At 71.3% G+C, this 15,935-nt stretch carries 18 protein-coding genes; 11 read left to right on the forward strand and 7 right to left on the reverse strand.

Annotated elements, in window-relative coordinates:
- Window positions 1-25: 25 nt before the first annotated feature.
- On the forward strand, window positions 26-337 hold the full coding sequence (locus tag ACFQS7_RS05265; RefSeq protein ID WP_380065968.1) for a DUF1244 domain-containing protein: 312 nt from the start codon (window positions 26-28) through the stop codon (window positions 335-337).
- 93 nt (window positions 338-430) lie between these two features.
- Window positions 431-730, forward strand: a complete 300-nt coding sequence (locus ACFQS7_RS05270) for a DUF2312 domain-containing protein (protein ID WP_241671129.1) — start codon at window positions 431-433, stop codon at window positions 728-730.
- A 40-nt stretch (window positions 731-770) separates the two neighbouring features.
- Here the strand turns inward: ACFQS7_RS05270 and ACFQS7_RS05275 are convergent, their stop codons facing one another.
- Both ACFQS7_RS05275 and cysK read right to left on the reverse strand, forming a co-directional pair.
- A complete protein-coding gene (locus ACFQS7_RS05275) occupies window positions 771-1,619 on the reverse strand; it encodes a universal stress protein (RefSeq protein WP_380065969.1) in 849 nt (282 codons plus the stop codon).
- Between the two features lie 87 nt (window positions 1,620-1,706).
- A complete protein-coding gene (gene cysK, locus ACFQS7_RS05280) occupies window positions 1,707-2,621 on the reverse strand; it encodes a cysteine synthase A (RefSeq protein WP_380065970.1) in 915 nt (304 codons plus the stop codon).
- 153 nt (window positions 2,622-2,774) lie between these two features.
- On the opposite strand from cysK, the gene ACFQS7_RS05285 reads away from it, so the two are divergent.
- Window positions 2,775-3,143 (forward strand): c-type cytochrome, encoded by a 369-nt coding sequence (locus ACFQS7_RS05285; RefSeq protein ID WP_380065971.1) that lies wholly within the window; start codon window positions 2,775-2,777, stop codon window positions 3,141-3,143.
- 11 nt (window positions 3,144-3,154) lie between these two features.
- On the opposite strand, the gene ACFQS7_RS05290 is transcribed toward ACFQS7_RS05285, so the two are convergent.
- On the reverse strand, window positions 3,155-3,649 hold the full coding sequence (locus tag ACFQS7_RS05290; protein ID WP_380065972.1) for a DUF3280 domain-containing protein: 495 nt from the start codon (window positions 3,647-3,649) through the stop codon (window positions 3,155-3,157).
- A 77-nt stretch (window positions 3,650-3,726) separates the two neighbouring features.
- Here ACFQS7_RS05290 and ACFQS7_RS05295 point away from each other — a divergent pair, with 77 nt between their 5' ends.
- From ACFQS7_RS05295 to ACFQS7_RS05305, 3 genes are read left to right on the forward strand one after another with little or no spacing between them, the layout of a single operon-like run.
- Window positions 3,727-4,941, forward strand: coding sequence for an ABC transporter substrate-binding protein (locus tag ACFQS7_RS05295; RefSeq protein WP_380065973.1), 1,215 nt, complete (start codon window positions 3,727-3,729; stop codon window positions 4,939-4,941).
- Window positions 4,926-5,882, forward strand: a complete 957-nt coding sequence (locus ACFQS7_RS05300; RefSeq protein ID WP_380065974.1) for a PQQ-dependent catabolism-associated beta-propeller protein — start codon at window positions 4,926-4,928, stop codon at window positions 5,880-5,882. Before ACFQS7_RS05295 ends, ACFQS7_RS05300 begins: the two co-directional genes overlap by 16 nt.
- A complete protein-coding gene (locus ACFQS7_RS05305) occupies window positions 5,879-6,451 on the forward strand; it encodes a hypothetical protein (RefSeq protein ID WP_380065975.1) in 573 nt (190 codons plus the stop codon). Before ACFQS7_RS05300 ends, ACFQS7_RS05305 begins: the two co-directional genes overlap by 4 nt.
- Here the strand turns inward: ACFQS7_RS05305 and ACFQS7_RS05310 are convergent, their stop codons facing one another.
- The 4 genes from ACFQS7_RS05310 to ACFQS7_RS05325 are packed head-to-tail and all read right to left on the reverse strand — an operon-like array spanning window position 6,452 to window position 10,009.
- On the reverse strand, window positions 6,452-6,970 hold the full coding sequence (locus tag ACFQS7_RS05310) for a PQQ-dependent catabolism-associated CXXCW motif protein (RefSeq protein ID WP_380065976.1): 519 nt from the start codon (window positions 6,968-6,970) through the stop codon (window positions 6,452-6,454).
- A complete protein-coding gene (locus ACFQS7_RS05315) occupies window positions 6,967-7,767 on the reverse strand; it encodes a quinoprotein dehydrogenase-associated putative ABC transporter substrate-binding protein (protein ID WP_380065977.1) in 801 nt (266 codons plus the stop codon). The genes ACFQS7_RS05310 and ACFQS7_RS05315 overlap by 4 nt, the downstream gene beginning before the upstream one ends.
- Entirely contained in the window at window positions 7,764-8,168 is a 405-nt protein-coding gene (locus ACFQS7_RS05320) for a c-type cytochrome (RefSeq protein ID WP_380065978.1), read from the reverse strand. Before ACFQS7_RS05320 ends, ACFQS7_RS05315 begins: the two co-directional genes overlap by 4 nt.
- A gap of 53 nt (window positions 8,169-8,221) precedes the next feature.
- A complete protein-coding gene (locus ACFQS7_RS05325; RefSeq protein WP_380065979.1) occupies window positions 8,222-10,009 on the reverse strand; it encodes a methanol/ethanol family PQQ-dependent dehydrogenase in 1,788 nt (595 codons plus the stop codon).
- Window positions 10,010-10,301: 292 nt separating this feature from the next.
- Between ACFQS7_RS05325 and ACFQS7_RS05330 the strand changes: the two genes are divergently transcribed.
- The 5 genes from ACFQS7_RS05330 to pqqA all read left to right on the forward strand — a co-directional run bounded on the left by ACFQS7_RS05330 (window position 10,302) and on the right by pqqA (window position 15,883).
- Window positions 10,302-10,946, forward strand: coding sequence for a hypothetical protein (locus ACFQS7_RS05330; RefSeq protein WP_380065980.1), 645 nt, complete (start codon window positions 10,302-10,304; stop codon window positions 10,944-10,946).
- Complete coding sequence (locus ACFQS7_RS05335) at window positions 10,943-11,272, forward strand: hypothetical protein (RefSeq protein ID WP_380065981.1); 330 nt, start codon at window positions 10,943-10,945, stop codon at window positions 11,270-11,272. Before ACFQS7_RS05330 ends, ACFQS7_RS05335 begins: the two co-directional genes overlap by 4 nt.
- Window positions 11,273-11,301: 29 nt before the next feature.
- On the forward strand, window positions 11,302-12,990 hold the full coding sequence (locus tag ACFQS7_RS05340; protein ID WP_380065982.1) for an NAD(P)H-dependent oxidoreductase subunit E: 1,689 nt from the start codon (window positions 11,302-11,304) through the stop codon (window positions 12,988-12,990).
- Window positions 12,987-15,731: a formate dehydrogenase subunit alpha gene (gene fdhF, locus ACFQS7_RS05345; protein ID WP_380065983.1), complete on the forward strand. Its 2,745-nt coding sequence runs from the start codon at window positions 12,987-12,989 to the stop codon at window positions 15,729-15,731. The genes ACFQS7_RS05340 and fdhF overlap by 4 nt, the downstream gene beginning before the upstream one ends.
- A 74-nt stretch (window positions 15,732-15,805) precedes the next feature.
- Complete coding sequence (gene pqqA, locus ACFQS7_RS05350; protein ID WP_380066197.1) at window positions 15,806-15,883, forward strand: pyrroloquinoline quinone precursor peptide PqqA; 78 nt, start codon at window positions 15,806-15,808, stop codon at window positions 15,881-15,883.
- Window positions 15,884-15,935 lie beyond the last annotated feature (52 nt).

A 15,935-nucleotide genomic window follows, 5' to 3' on the forward strand; every position in this document is an offset into this window, starting at 1 on the left:
CCGGCCAGAGTTGAGGACCCAGACCATGGCCGCACCCGAATTCGACGACGCCACCCGCACCGCCCTGGAAGCCGCCGCCTTCCGCAAGCTGGTCGAGCACCTGCGCACCCGGACGGACGTGCAGAACATCGACATGATGAACCTGGCGGGGTTCTGCCGGAACTGCCTGTCCCGCTGGTACCGCGAGGGCGCCGCCGAGCAGGGCATCACCCTGGCCGACCCCGATGCCCGGGAGATCGTCTACGGCATGCCCTACAAGGAATGGCAGGCGCAGCACCAGAAGGAGGCCAGCGCCGAGCAGAAGGCGAAATTCGCCGTCGCCAATCCAGGCCACTGAGCGGCGTGGCCCCTGGCCGGATGGCGCTTTGCCGTTGCTGCCATCCGCCGCGCCCGGTAAACCCGCCCCCCTTCGTACAGGGGGCCGCAGGCGATGAGTGACGTGGAAGACGAGGCCCGGGCAAGCCGCGCCCGGCAGGAAGCCGACCCCGATCCGGAAGTCGGCGGCATCGCCGTCGACCGGCTGCGCAGCATCATCGAGCGGGTGGAGCGGCTGGAGGAGGAGCGCAAGGCGCTCGCCAGCGACATCAAGGACATCTTCGCCGAGGCCAAGAGTGCTGGCTTCGACGTCAAGGTGGTTCGCCAGATCATCTCGATCCGCAAGAAGGAGCCGGCGGAAGTCGAGGAGCAAGAGACGCTGCTCGACCTCTATCGCCGCGCGCTCGGCATGTGACCGGCCGGCGGGGAGGCACGCCTCCCCGCCATCCGCCGCGTCAGTGCGACAGCAGCACCGGCACGGTCATCGATTGCAGCAGCGTCCGGGTGACGCCGCCCAGCGCCCATTCCCGCAGCCGCGAATGGCCATAGGCGCCAACCACGATCAGGTCCGCCGCCTGTTCCGAGGCCTGGTTCAGCAGCACCTCGGCGTCCGGGAGGCCTGCGGCGGTCATGTGCAGGACCGTCGCCGGCACCCCATGCCGCGCCAGGTGCAGCGCGATGTCGGCACCCGGCTCCTCGCCCTGCGGAGTCGCCACCGCCGCCGCGGTGACCGCCAATATCGTGACGCGTTCGGCCGCTGCCAGGATCGGCAGCGCATCGGCCACCGCCCGCGCCGATTCCCGGCTGGCATTCCAGCCGACCAGCACGCGCCGCCCGATGGTTTCGAAGGTACCGGCATAGGGTACCATCAGCACCGGGCGGCCGCCAGCGAACAGTACCTGTTCCACCGCCAGCCCGGCGCCGGAGGCGGCATCATCCGGGTCGCGCTGGCTGAGCACGGCCAGGTCGGCATAGCGGGCGTGCAGCGCCATGGTATCGGGCAGGGAGCCTTCGACCAGGCGCCATTCTCCGTTGATCGCCTCGCGTCGCAGCGTCTCGCGGAATTCGGCCTCGACGCCGGCGGCGGCGGCCAGGCCTTCCTGCCGCAACTGCTCGATCAGGTCGCCGAGCAGCGCCCCGCCACCACCGCCGTCTGCCAGGGCCATCACCGGCAGGACAGTGTCCACCACGTGCAGGCCGATCAGATGGGCGTCATGCTGCCGCGCCAGCGCGACGGCCAGTTGCAGCCGGGTCGCGCAGCGCGGCGTGGCGTCCAGATGGACCAGGATGTCCTTGAGCGGCATCGAACCCTCCGTTGGCATACGGGGGCTACCCTGGGCCGGTCCCGGCGCGGCGCGTTGACCGGGATCAAGGGCCGCGCCCGCTGGCGATCACTCCGGCAGGAAGTCGGCCACAGAAAAATACCGCTCCCCGGTGTCGTAGTTGAAGCCCAGCACCCGCGACCCGGCCGGCAACTCCGGCAGCTTCTGCGCGATCGCCGCCAGCGTGGCGCCGGAGGAGATGCCGACCAGCAGCCCCTCCTGCGACGCCGAGCGGCGGGCATAGTCCTTCGCGTCCTCGGCCGAGACCTGGATGACGCCGTCCAGCAGCGCGACATGCAGGTTGCCCGGGATGAAGCCGGCGCCGATGCCCTGGATCGGGTGCGGCGACGGCGTGCCGCCCGAAATGACCGGCGACGCCGTGGGTTCCACCGCGAAGACCTTGAGGCCCGGCCATTTCGCCTTCAGCACCTGGGCGCAGCCGGTGATGTGGCCGCCGGTGCCGACGCCGGTGATCAATGCGTCGAGGCCCTCCGGGAAGTCGGCCAGGATCTCCTGTGCCGTGGTCTTCGCGTGGATGGCGATATTGGCCGGGTTGTCGAACTGCATCGGGATCCAGGCGCCGGGCGTCGCCGCCGCCAGCTCCTCCGCCTTGGCGATCGAGCCCTTCATGCCCTGGGCCCGCGGCGTCAGCTCGAAGGTCGCGCCATAGGCCTGCATCAGCCGGCGGCGCTCGACCGACATGCTGTCCGGCATGACCAGGATCAGCCTGTAGCCCTTCACCGCGGCGGCCATGGCCAGGCCGATGCCGGTATTGCCCGAGGTCGGCTCGATGATCGTGCCGCCGGGCTTCAGGCGGCCATCGGCCTCGGCCGCCTCGATCATGGCGATGCCGATGCGGTCCTTGATCGAGCCGCCGGGATTGCTGCGTTCCGACTTGATCCAGACCTCGGCGGCGGGAAACAGGCGGTTCAGCCGGATATGCGGCGTGCCGCCGATCGTCTCGAGAACGCTCTGGGCTTTCATACGACGTCACTCCGTGGATTTTATGAGCGTAACCATTAATCCACTCCATGGGCGGAGGGAAGGGCGGCCGGGCCCACAGGATCGCGTCACCCGAGGGAACCGGGACGCCGCGCCGAGCCTAACGCCTTTCGGGACGAAACGGGGAGGACGCGGATGCGACCAACTATGATGCTGGCGGCGATGGCGCTGCTGCTGCCCGCGGCGGCGCGGGCCGAGGGCGATGCCGAGGCGGGCAAGACCGCCTTCAACCGCCGCTGCATGGTCTGCCATGCGGTGGCGGAAGGGCAGAACAAGGTCGGCCCCAGCCTGCACGGCGTGGTCGGCCGGGCCTCCGGCACGGCGGCGAACTTCAACTACTCCCCGGCGATGAAGAACGCCGGCAAGACCTGGGACGCGGCGGCGATCGATGCCTATCTGCAGGACCCCAAGGCCTATGTGCCGGGCAACCGCATGATCCTGGCCGGCATCAAGGAAGAGGCCGAGCGGCAGAACATCATCGCTTACCTGGCGACGCTGAAATAGCCGCGCGGCCGTCACGGGGCGGCCAGCAGCCGGTTGCGCAGCAACCAGCGGATGCCGTGCCGCCAGCTTTCATCGCTGTTGCCACGGATGTCGACGCTGTAGGCGGCCCGCAGCGTGGCGGCAGGTGCGGCCTCGAGCACCGAGACGGTGATATTGAGTATGAGGTTGCTCACCTTCTGCACCACGGTGACCAGGGCCAGCCCGGCGCCGAGCGTCCGGGCTGCGTCCGCCGCGCAGCCGGCGCAGTCGCGCAGCGCCGGGCCGGTCGCCAGGCGCGCGCGCTGCGGCGCCACATCGACCACGACGTAGCGGCCCGAGGCGGCGAGCGCCTGGCGCAATTCCGCGTCCAGCATCGCGAGGCGGCGCTGCTGGTCCGCCTGTTCGCCCTGGCCGGAGGTGTCGAGCAGTTCGGCATCGAAGACCGCGATCGTCTCGGCGGCGAAGGCGGGGGCGGCGGCCAGCGCGAGCAGCAGCGGCAGCCAGGCCGCACGGCGTGTTGAGCGCATTCTTCCTCCGCGGCACCGGGTTGTGCCGGCAGACTACGCGCGAAGGGCTGGTGGGATGCCTGCCCAGGGGAGGGAAGATGGTGGCGCTGCCGCTCGCACGCCGGAGCCTGCTGACCGCGGCATTGCTGCCGCTCGTGGCCCCGACTCAGGCCCAGGCCCAGGCCCAGGCCCAGGCCCAGGCAGCCTCGTTGCCCATCGGCTACCTGTCGCTGCGCCCGCCGCGGCCGGTCGCCTCGACCCTGCTCGAACCGCCACCGGCCGACGAGGGCGTGCAGGGCGCCCGGCTCGGCCTGACCGACAACGTCACCACCGGCCGCTTCACCGGCCAGGGCTTCACCCTGGAGGAACGCCGCGCCGCGGCGCCGGAGGAGGCGCTGGACGCGCTGCGCGGCTTGCTGGCCGGCGGCATCCGCCTGGTGGTCGCCGACCTGCCGGCCGAGCTGCTGCTGCAGGTGGCGGGCGAGCCCGGCGCGGTGCTGCTGAACATCGCCGCTCCCGACGACGCGCTGCGCAACGCGGATTGCCGCCGCAGCCTGCTGCACATCCTGCCCAGCCGCGCCATGCTGACCGACGCGCTGGCGCAGTACCTGGCGGTGAAGCGCTGGCGCAACCTGTTCCTTGCGGTCGGGCCCTTGCCGGGGGACTTGCTGTATGCCGAGGCAATGCGGCGCGCGGCGAAGAAATTCGGCCTGCGCATCGTGCTCGACAAGCCCTGGACGCATGCGCCGGGCGCGCAGCGCACCGATACCGGCCATATGTCGATCGCCGCCGAGGCGGCCCGCTTCACCCAAGGGTCGCCCGCCTACGACGTCCTGGTAGTGGCGGACGAGGCGAATGTCTGGGGCGACAGCCTGGCCTGGCGCACCACCGACCCGCGGCCCGTGGCCGGCACCCAGGGCCTGGTGCCGACCATCTGGTCGCCGATCCACGAGCAATGGGGGGCGACGCAGTTGCAGCGCCGCTTCCGCGCCCAGGCCGGCCGGCCGATGACGCCGCTCGACCACGCCGCCTGGCTGGCGCTGCGCGCGGTGGGCGAGGGCGCGGTGCGCAGCGCCTCCACCGACCCGGCCCGCGTCGCCGCCTATCTGCGCAGCGCGGAGTTCGAGCTGGCCGGCTTCAAGGGGGCCCGGCTGTCCTTCCGCGAATGGGACGGGCAGCTTCGCCAGCCGGTGCTGCTGGCCGCACCCCGGGCCCTGGTCGCGGTCTCGCCGCAGCCGGGTTTCCAGCACCGCTTCTCCGAACTCGACACACTCGGCACCGACCGGCCGGAGACCCAATGCCGCGCATCCTGATCCTTGCCCTGCTGCTCCTCGGCGCCACGGCGCGGGCGGAGACCGTCCTGGTCTCGAACGAGAAGGACAACACCATCACCGTGCTCGACGGCGAGACGCTGAAGCAGGTCCGCACCGTGCCGGTGGGGGAACGGCCGCGCGGCATCGTCCTGTCGCGCGATGCGCGTTACCTGTATGTCTGCGCCGGCGACAGCGACCGCATCGACGTGGTGGACACCACCACCTGGCGCGTGGTGCGGCAGCTGCCGAGCGGATCCGACCCCGAGGTCGCCGTGCTGCACCCGGACGGCCGCCGCCTGTTCGTCGCCAACGAGGACGACAACATGGTGACCGTCGTCGATGTCGAGCGCGGCGTGGTGCTGCAGGAAATCCCCGTCGGCGTCGAGCCGGAGGGACTCGGCCTCAGCCCCGACGGGCGCTACCTGGTCAATACCTCCGAGACCACCAGCATGGCGCATGTCATCGAGGTCGCAACGAGCAAGATCGTGGCGAATGTCCTGGTCGGCGCCCGGCCGCGCTACGCGTTGTGGGAAGCCGACGGCAAGTCCTTCTGGGTCTCCTCCGAGATCGGCGGCACGCTGACCCAGATCGGCGCCGATGACTGGCGGCCGCGGGGGCAGGTGAGCTTCAGCATCCCCGGCGTGCCGGCCGAGGCGATCCAGCCGGTTGGCATGGTGCTGTCGCGCGACGGCGCCAAGCTGTTCGTGGCGCTGGGCCCGGCCAACCGGGTGGCGGTGGTGGACCGGGCGACGCGGCAGATGGAGCGCACGCTGCTGGTCGGCCAGCGGGTCTGGAACCTGGCGCTGTCGACCGACGGCACAAGGCTGTTCACCACCAACGGCGTCAGCAACGACCTGTCGATGATCGACATCCAGGCGATGCGCGTGCTGCGCAGCGTGCCGGTGGGGCAGGCGCCCTGGGGCGTGGTGGTGAAGCCGTGAAGGCCTGGCTGCTGCTGCTGGCGGCACTGCTGCCTGCGGCAGCCATGGCGCAGCCGCGTGCCGATCCGGACTGGCCCTGCGCTCAGCGCCTGGTGCCGCAACTCGCCGCCGGCGCGCTCTGGCCCGGCCTCGCCGCGGGCGACTGGCGCGGGGTGCCGGAGGTCGCGGCGCTGGTCGCCCGCATCGCGCCGCGCGCCGTGGAGGAGGCGGCGGGTGTCGCCGCGATCCAGGACTTCGCCACGGCCCTGGATGCCGAGGCGCGCCGCAACCTGCTGCATCTGGCCTTCACCGGCACGCTGGAGGAGACCAACCGCCAGCGCGACCTCCTCATCGCCCAGATCCGCCGCTTCGCCCGCCACCAGCGCGACCTGGCCGAGCGGGTGCGCGGGCTCGAAGCGGCGCTGCGCGCGGCGCCCGATGCCGCGCGGGAGGAACTCGCCCAGCGCCACTTCTTCGCCGCCAAATCCTACACCGACGCCGAACGCACGCTGCGCTTCGCCTGCGAGGCGCCGGTGCGGCTGGAGGCGCGGATGGGTGCCTACGCCCGGGCGATGCAGGCGGCGGACTAGCTAGCGCCAGCCGGGTGCCGGGTGCAGCGCCTCGGTCGGCATGCCGGCGGCTTCCCAACCATCGGTGCCGTCGCGGTACCACAGCACCTGCCGCCAGCCCCAAGCGGCGGCGCGTTTCGCCGCGTTCCAGCTCATCCAGCAGTCGGCCAGGCAGTAGAACACCACCGGCCGGTCGCGATCGCCCTGCGTCGCGCGTTCCAGCCCGGCGCGGAACCAGGCTTCCAGGTCTGCCGGGAGCGCCCCGCGCCCGACCTCCGGCAGCCAGAGGCTGCCCGGGATTCCGAGCCGTGGACTGGGGCGCCACAGCGCGTCCGGCGGCAGCCCCTCTGGCCGGCGTGGCGCGGGCAGCACGTCGATCCAGACGGCGCCCTGCCGGTCGAAAAGAAGCGTGGCCTCCGCCGAGCCGATCGCGCGGCCGCCCGGCACGTCCGTCGGCACCGGCGCGCGGTAGTTCTCCGTCCGGTAGCCATCGGCGGCGGCAAGCGCAGGCATGGCGAGCAGCAGGGCGCGTCGCCTCACGGCACCTGCAGACGCCCCTCGGCATCCAGCAGCGGCACGCCATAGTCGCGCAGGATGCCGTCGATCTCGGATTGCCGGTCGCGGATCACCGCGTTGATGCGACGGCGCCATTGCGGCTCCTCGCCGCGCACGCCCATGGTGATGCGGAAATCCATCCGCGCCGCGCCGGGTTCCGTCGGCAAGGCGCGCAGCGCCAGCGGCAGGCCTTTCACCTTCGCCTGATAGCCGGCGATCGGGCCCCAGACCAGTGCTGCGTCGAGCTCGCCCGCCGCCACCGCGCGCAGCAGGTCGGCACCCGGGCTTTCGTGCCGCGTATCCACCGCCAGCGGAAAGAAGCGGGTGTTGCCGATCAGCCCGTTGCGCAGCAGCAGGTCCACCGGCGGCGTGCGGGCGATGGCGCCGAGCCGCAGCGCCTTCATCGCCGGGTCGTCGAGGCGCGCGGGCACCGGCCGGTCGTGGCGGAAGGCGATGACATAGGTGGTATGGTAGTAGGCGTTGGTGTTCTGCATCACCTCATCGCCGGCGACCGTTCCCATCACCAGGTCGCAGCGCCCGGCGCGCAGGGTGTTGCGGACGAAGCCCTGGACCTGCGGGAAGAAGACATAGTCCACCTGCCGGTCCAGCGCTTGGCCAAGCAGCGCCGCGATGCGGTTCTCGAAGCCCTCGCCGCGGTCGTTGGAGAAGGGCAGGTTGGCCGGGTCGGCGCAGACGCGAAGCACGTCGGTCGCAACCAGGTCGCCGGTCTGCGCCGCTGCCGGCGCCGCCGCCAGCAGCGCCAGCAGCGCACGCCGTCTCATTTGCCGATCCGTTCCGGCCGGCCGCGGCCGAGCGCGCCGTCGGAGCGCGCCTTCAGGTAACCGTAGATGTCATCCATGTAGGTGACCACATCCTCGACATGGCCGAAGGAGGGCATGACGTTCTGCTGTGAGGCGCTCACATTCTGCCTGCCGTTGATGACGGTTTCGGCGAATTGCTCCTGCGACAAATGCTTGAGGGATTCGGTCAGGTTCGGTGCATAGCTGCTGCCGGCGCCATCCGGCCCATGGCATTGCAGGCAGGAATTGCCGTAGCGGCGGTAGCCGTTGAAGGTCGCCTGGTCCACCTTGCCGTTCTCGATGGTGTAGGGCTTGCCGTCATCCGCCCGTGCGGCGGGAGCGGTGACGGCGAGCGCCAGGGTCAGTGCAATCCATGTCTTCATGCGGGAGCTCCGAGCGGACCGGCGCCACGCGGGCACCGGTCCTGGGATACGCTTCAGTTCGGCAGGGCGAAGACGGTCAGCACGCCGCCAAGCTGGGTGTAGTCCGACAGCGACTTGTAGGCGCCGACCGCGCCCAGCCCTTCGCTGTCGCCGGCCAGCCCGGCCGCCATGCCGATGCCGGCCCAGCCGCCGACGCCGGACAGCACCGCCACGTACTGCTTGCCCTTGTGGGTGAAGGTGTTGACGTTGCCGATGATGCCGGACGGCGTGCGGTAGCTGAACAGCTCCTTGCCGTCCTTGGTGTCGACCGCCTTCAGGTGGCCTTCGAGCGTGCCGTAGAAGACGATGTCGCCGGCGGTCGCCAGCGCGCCCGACCAGACCGAGAAGCGCTCCGGCTTCGACCACACGATCTTGCCGGTGGCCGGGTTCCAGGCGATGAAATTGCCCAGGTTGTCCGACCCCTTCGGCGGGTACATCGCCAGCGTCGCGCCGACATAGGGCTGCCCCGCGGTGTAGGAGACGCGGAACGGCTCGTAGTCCATGCAGACATGGTTGGTCGGCACGAAGAGCAGGTTGGCCTTCGGCGACCAGGCGGAAGGCTGCTGGTCCTTGGTGCCCAGCGCGGCCGGGCAGATGTTCTTGGTGTTGGTGTCCTCGCCCTGGGCACGGGTGGAGAACTGGCTGACCACCTGCGGCCGGCCGGTCTCCATGTCCACATGGCTGGCCCAGTTCACCGACGGGTCGAATTTCTGCGCGACCAGAAGCTGGCCGTTCTCGCGGTTCAGCGTATAGCCGAAGCCGTTGCGGTCCATATGGACCAGGGCCTTGGCGACGCGCTGGTTGCCGACCTGCAGGTTGTCGACCAGTACCATCTCGTTGACGCCGTCATAGTCCCACTCGTCGTGCGGGGTCATCTGGTAGACCCATTTCGCCACGCCCGTCGTTGCATCGCGCGCGAAGATGGTCATCGACCACTTGTTGTCGCCGGGCCGCTGCACCGGGTTCCAGGTGCCGGGATTGCCGGTGCCGTAGTAGATCAGGTTGAGATCCGGGTCGTAGCTGAACCAGCCCCAGGTGGAGCCGCCGCCCATCTTCCACTGGTCGCCCTCCCAGCTCTTGATGGAGGAGTTGGCGCCGACCGGCTGGCCCATCGAGGTGGTCTTCTGCGGGTCGAACTTGATGTCCTCGTCCGTCCCGACGGAATAGGCTCGCCAGGCCTGCTTGCCGTCCGCCAGGTTGTAGGCGGTGACATGGCCGCGGATGCCGAACTCGCCGCCGGAGATGCCGATCAGCACCTTGTCGCCGAAGACCATCGGCGCCATCGTCGCCGTCTCGCCCTTCGCCGGGTCGCCGTTCTTCACCTTCCAGACTTCGCGTCCGGTCTTGGCATCGAGCGCCACGACGGTGGTGTCGGCCTGGCTGAGGATGATCTTGCCGTCGGCATAGGCCGGGCCACGGTTCACCGTGTCGCAGCACATCACGCCGATCACGCTGGGGTCCTGGGTCGGCTCGTAGCGCCAGAGCACGCGGCCCGGATCGTTCAGGTCGAGCGCGAAGACGCGGTTGGGGAAGGGGGTGTGGATATACATCACCTCCCCCACCACCAGCGGTCCGCCCTCATGGCCGCGCAGCACGCCGGTCGAGAATTGCCAGCTCGGCTTCAGGTTGCGGACGTTCTCGCGGGTGATCTGGGCCAGTTCGCTATAGCGCCAGGACGCATAATTGCCGTTCGGCATGACCCATTGGTTGGGGTCGCGCTGCAGACGCAGCAGCTCTGGGTTGGCGGAAGCGCCCGTGGCCGTTACGGCCAACGCGAACGCCATGGCAGCGCGTCGCAACATCTTGTCGTTCCTCCAACGGCCTTCGGCCTTCCGGCACGGGCGCGCGATTGTCTCGTTTGCCGGCGGCCACTGCCGCCGCGTGGACGGCGACGCGCGTCGCCGTTCACACCGGAAGGCTATTGGGTCGAAGCGTGGCTCCACAAGCGAGCAGCGGCGCCGGTCCCGCGTACGTGTTCGACCACGTGGCACGGCCTTCGTCGCTGGACATGCGGCTGCAGCGGCCTAGCTTGTGGCGAAACTTTGTCGCTGTGATCCGCAACAAGCGGGAGCGGCGTGACCGGAGGAGACGCCGATGATCGCACGCCGCGCGCTGCCCGCCCTGTTGGGCCTCCTGCCGCTGCCGCTTGCGGCGGAGGAGCCGCCGCCGCTGTCAGACGCGCAGGTGCTGCTGTTCGAGACCCCGCATCTGGCCGCGTTGCACCCGCCGCTGCGGCTCGACTACGGCTTCCGGCGGGAGGCGGCGGGACATGCGCCGGTGGAGGATGCCATCCGGCTGTCCATCCTTGCGAGCGAGGTGCCCGGACGCCGCGACGTGGTGCCGGAATTCCTCACCGGGCCGCGCGCCATCCACTACCCGCCGGCGCCGGGCTTCCGCGGCAATCCGCTATTGCTCTTCGCGCTCGACCGGCAGGCACGCGAGCTGAGTGCTGCGACCGGCGGGGCGCATGCCTGGTTCCGCAACCGCATCCGCCGGGCGCTGGCGCTGGCGCCGTCGCCGGAGCGCACGACGGCTCCCTTCGAAGGCGACGATATCGAGGCCGCCGAGATCATCCTGCATCCCTTCGCCGGCGAGCCGCGTGCCGGCCGCTTCCAGGACCAGCGGCTGCGCTTCGTCCTGGCCGAGTCGATGCCCGGTTGGATCCAGGCGATCGACACCGAGCTGCCCGTCGGCGCGGTGCGGGAGACGATCCGCTTCGCCGAGGCGGTACCGCTGTGAAGCGGTGGGCGTTCCTGCTGCTGCTGCCGGCGCTGCCGGCGCTGGCACATGATTACCCGACCGTGGCGCGGGCCGACTACGTGCTCGGCTGCATGGCGGCGAACGGCAATACCCGACTGGCGCTGGAACGCTGCGCTTGCAGCATCGATGCCATCGCCGAGCAGCTGCCCTACGACCGCTACGAGGCGGCGGATACCGTGCTGCGCATGCAGGCCGGCAATCTCGGCGAGCGCGGCGCCGAATTCCGCGACCCGCCGCAGATCCGCGCCACGGTGGAGGCGTTGCGTCGCGCGCAGGCGGAGGCGACACTGCGTTGCTTCCCCTGACGCATGGGGATGCGGGAGGGAATGCCTGAATGGCGGATGGGGTGGTCGCTGTGCCGCAGCAGGAAGGTCGGCGTCCCCGCACCGGGCCGCGCGGCCGGGTCGCCGGGGATGCGGCACGCATGGCGGTGCAGGTGGCGATCGGCGACCTGCCGCCGCGGCACGACCTGCTGATCGAGCATCTGCATGCGTTGCAGGACGTGCATGGCTGCCTGTGGGCCGGACATCTGGTGGCGCTGGCCGACCTGCTGCGCCTGGCCCCGGTCGAGGTCTTCGAGGTCGCCAGCTTCTACCACCATTTCGAGGTGCTGGACGACACGGCGCCGGCGCCGCCGCCAGTGACGATCCGGGTCTGCGAGAGCCTGCCCTGCGCCATGGCCGGCGCGCACCATCTGCTGGACGCGCTGCGCGCCGCGCCGCCGGGCGGCGCCCGCATCGTCACCGCGCCCTGCATGGGCGCTTGCCACCGGGCACCCGCCGCGGCGCTGGGACATGAGCTGGTGGAGCATGCGACGCCCGCGCGCATCGCGGCGGCGCTGCGGGACGGTCCGCCGGCGCTGCCGGTGCCGCCCGATCTCGCCGCCTACCAGGCGCGGGGCGGCTATGCCGCGCTGCGCCGGGCCCAGGCCGAGGGCGCTGCGGGGCATGAGCGGATGCTGGCGGTGCTGGAAGCCGGCGCGTTGCGCGGCCTCGGCGGCGCCGGCTTCCCTGCGGCGCGCAAGTGGCGGCTGGTGATGGCGCAGCCGGCGCCGCGGCACCTGGTGGTCAATGCCGACGAAGGCGAGCCCGGCACCTTCAAGGACCGCTATTGCCTGGAGACCGAGCCGCACCGCGTGCTGGAAGGCATGCTGATCGCCGCCGAGTCGATCGGCGCCGAGGCATGCTGGATCTACCTGCGCGACGAGTACCCGCACCTGCGCCGCATGCTGGAGCGCGAGATCGCCGCGCTGGTCCAGGCCGGCTTGGCGCGCATGCCGATCCATCTCCGCCGCGGCGCCGGCGCCTATATCTGCGGGGAGGAGACCGCGCTGCTGGAAAGCCTGGAAGGCAAGCGCGGCTATCCCCGCCACAAGCCGCCCTTCCCGGGCGAGCATGGGCTGTTCGGCCGCCCGACGCTGATCCACAACGTCGAGACGCTGTGGCTGCTGCCGGACCTCCTGGCGCATCCGGAGGCCGCGGCGAGGCACGCCGCCATGGGCCGGCGCGGCCGGCACGGCCTGCGCTTCTTCAGCGTCAGCGGCCGGGTGCGGGACCCCGGCGAGAAGCTGGCGCCGGCCGGCGTGACGGCTCGCGAGCTCATCGAGGAATTCTCGGGCGGCATGCTGCCCGGCCACCGCTTCGCGGCCTATCTGCCCGGTGGTGCCTCAGGCGGCATCCTGCCGGAACGCCTGGCCGACCTGCCGCTCGATTTCGGCACGCTGGATGCGCAGGGCTGCTTCGTCGGCTCGGGCGCCGTGGTGATCCTCTCGGACCAGGACGACCTGCCGGAAGCGGTGCGCAACCTGGTGCGCTTCTTCCGGGAGGAAAGCTGCGGCCAGTGCACGCCCTGCCGGGTCGGCACGGCGAAGGCGGCGGCGCTGCTGGACGCGCCGCGCTGGGACCGCGCGCTGCTCGGGGAACTGGCGGTGGCGATGGCCGATGGCTCGATCTGCGGCCTCGGCCAGGCCGCGATGAACCCGGTGCGGACGCTGCTGCGCCACATGCCGGAGGCGGTGCCATGATCCGCTTCCGCCTGGATGGCCGCGAGGTCGAGGCGACACCGGGCGAGAGCCTGTGGGACGTCGCGCGGCGCGAGGGCGCCGAGATCCCGCATCTCTGCCACCGGCCGAAGCCCGGCTACCGGCCGGACGGCAATTGCCGCGCCTGCCTCGTCGAGATCGAGGGCGAACGGGTGCTCGCCGCCTCCTGCATCCGCGCACCGCGCGAGGGCATGGTGGTGCGCAGCGCGACCGAGCGGGCCGAGCGCGCGCGGCGGATGGTCTTCGAGCTGCTGCTGGCCGACCAGCCGGCAACCACCGGGCGCGATGCCAGCGCCGGCTTCGGCCGATGGACGCAGCGGCTGGGTCTCACCGGCTCGCGTTTCGCGCCCGAAGCGCGGCAGCCGGCGCCCGACCTGTCGCATCCGGCCATGGCGGTGCAGCTCGATGCCTGCATCCAGTGCGGCCTGTGCGAACGCGCCTGCCGTGAGGTGCAGCACAACGACGTCATCGGCATGGCGCGGCGCGGGATGGCGGTGACGGTCAGCTTCGACCTGCTCGACCCGATGGGCGCGTCGTCCTGCGTTGCCTGCGGCGAATGCGTGCAGGCCTGCCCGACCGGGGCGCTGCTGCCGAAATCGGTGCTGGACGAAGCGGGGCACCGCGCCGCGGCGCCGGCCGCGGAAGTCACCAGCGTCTGCCCCTATTGCGGCGTCGGCTGCCAGGTCGGCTTCCGCGTGCGCGACGGCGCGATCGAGGAGGTGGTCGGGCGCGACGGGCCGTCGAACCAGGGGCGGCTCTGCGTCAAGGGGCGCTTCGGCTTCGACTACCTGGCGCACCCGGACCGGTTGACTCGGCCGCTGATCCGCATCGCGCCGAAAGACCCGGCGGATTGCCTCGACCCGCGCGCGGCACGCACGAAATTCCGCGAGACCTCCTGGGAGGAGGCGCTGGCGCTTGCCGCCGATGGCCTTGCCCATATCCGCGACACACGGGGGCCGAATGCGCTGGCCGGCTTCGGCTCGGCCAAGGGCTCGAACGAGGAGGCCTACCTGTTCCAGAAGCTGGTGCGCACCGGCTTCGGCACCAACAACGTCGACCACTGCACCCGGCTCTGCCACGCGGCCAGCGTAGCCGCGCTGCTGGAAGGCATCGGTTCGGGCGCCGTCACCGCCCCCTTCATGGCCGCGGCCGAGGCGGAGGTGATCGTCGTCATCGGCGCGCGGCCGACCGAGAACCACCCGGTCGCCGCCACCTTCCTGAAGGAGGCGGCGGCGCGCGGCGCGGCGCTCGTCACGCTCGACCCGCGCGGCAGCGCGCTCGATCGCCACGCGACGGAAGTGGTGCGCTTCGCCCCCGGGCGCGACGTGCCGATGCTGAACGCGATGCTCCATACGGTGATCCACGAACGGCTCTACGACCGGCAATATGTCGCGGCGCATACAGAAGACTTCGCCGCGCTGCGTGACCATGTCGCCGCGCTGACGCCGGAGGCCATGGCGCCGCTCTGCGGCGTGCCGGCCGAGCAACTTCGCCGCGTCGCCCGGCTGTTCGCGCGGGCTCGGACCGCGATGATCCTCTGGGGCATGGGCATCAGCCAATCGACCCACGGCACCGACAACACCCGCTGCCTGATCGCGCTTGCACTGCTCTGCGGCCAGGTCGGCCGGCCGGGCACCGGGCTGCACCCGCTGCGCGGCCAGAACAACGTCCAGGGCGCCTCGGATGCCGGGCTGATCCCGATGATGTTCCCCGACTACCGCCACACCGACGACGACGCGGCGCGGGTGCACCTGGAACGGCTCTGGGGTGCCACGCTCGACCCGACCCCTGGCCTCACCGTGGTCGAGATCATGCACGCGATGGAACGCGGCGAGATCGCCGGCATGTACATCATGGGGGAGAACCCGGCGATGTCGGACCCCGACGTCGCGCATGCCCGGGCCGGGCTGGCGAAGCTGGACCACTTGGTGGTGCAGGATCTGTTCCTGACCGAGACGGCGGCCTTGGCCGACGTGGTCCTGCCCGCCTCGGCCTGGCCTGAGAAGGACGGCACCGTCACCAACACCAACCGCCAGGTGCAGATGGGCCGCGCCGCGGTGCCGCTGCCGGCCGGGGTGCGGCAGGACCTCGACATCATCGTGGCGTTGGCCAACCGCCTTGGGCTCGGCTGGCGCTACGCCCATCCGCGCGAAGTCTTCCCGGAGATGGCCGCGGCGACCGCCTCCTTGGCCAACATCACCTGGGACCGGCTGGACCGGGAAGGCAGCGTCACCTACCCCTGCCACGCGCCGGACGAGCCGGGCGAGGCGATCGTCTTCGGCGACCGCTTCCCCACCGCCTCCGGCCGCGCCCGGTTCGTCACCGCCGGGCTGCGCGACCCGGACGAGATGCCGGACGACCGCTACCCGCTGATCCTGACCACCGGCCGGCAGCTCGAGCACTGGCACACCGGCTCCATGACCCGCCGCGCCGGGATGCTGGATGCGCTGGAGCCGGAGCCGACCGTCTCGCTCGCCCCGGCCGAACTGGCCCGGCTCGGCCTCGCCCCCGGCCAGCGCCTGCGTCTGGAGACCCGGCGCGGTGCGATCGAACTCGCGGCGCGCTCCGACCCGGCGCTGCCGGAGGGGCTGGTCTTCGTCCCCTTCGCCTATCGCGAGGCGGCGGCGAACCTGCTGACCAACCCGCAGCTCGACCCCCTCGGCAAGATTCCCGAGTTCAAGTACTGCGCGGTGCGGGTCGAAGCGGCTCCCACGCGGACGTGAGGTCGCCGTGCTTGATCGATGCGCGGCGGCGGCCCCAGTCTCGCGTTCCTGCCCCGTCGAGAAGGAAACGCAAGATGGCCTGGAAGACCCCCCGCATTACCGAGATCTGCCTCGGGCTCGAGATCAACGCCTACGCCAGCGCCAAGGTCTGACGCCAGCCGCAGGCGCCCCGCGGTCTCGCGCCGTGGGGCTCTGCTCGGGCTG

Origin of the sequence: Dankookia sp. GCM10030260 (genome assembly GCF_042666655.1) — a bacterium.
Lineage (GTDB): Bacteria > Pseudomonadota > Alphaproteobacteria > Acetobacterales > Acetobacteraceae > Paracraurococcus.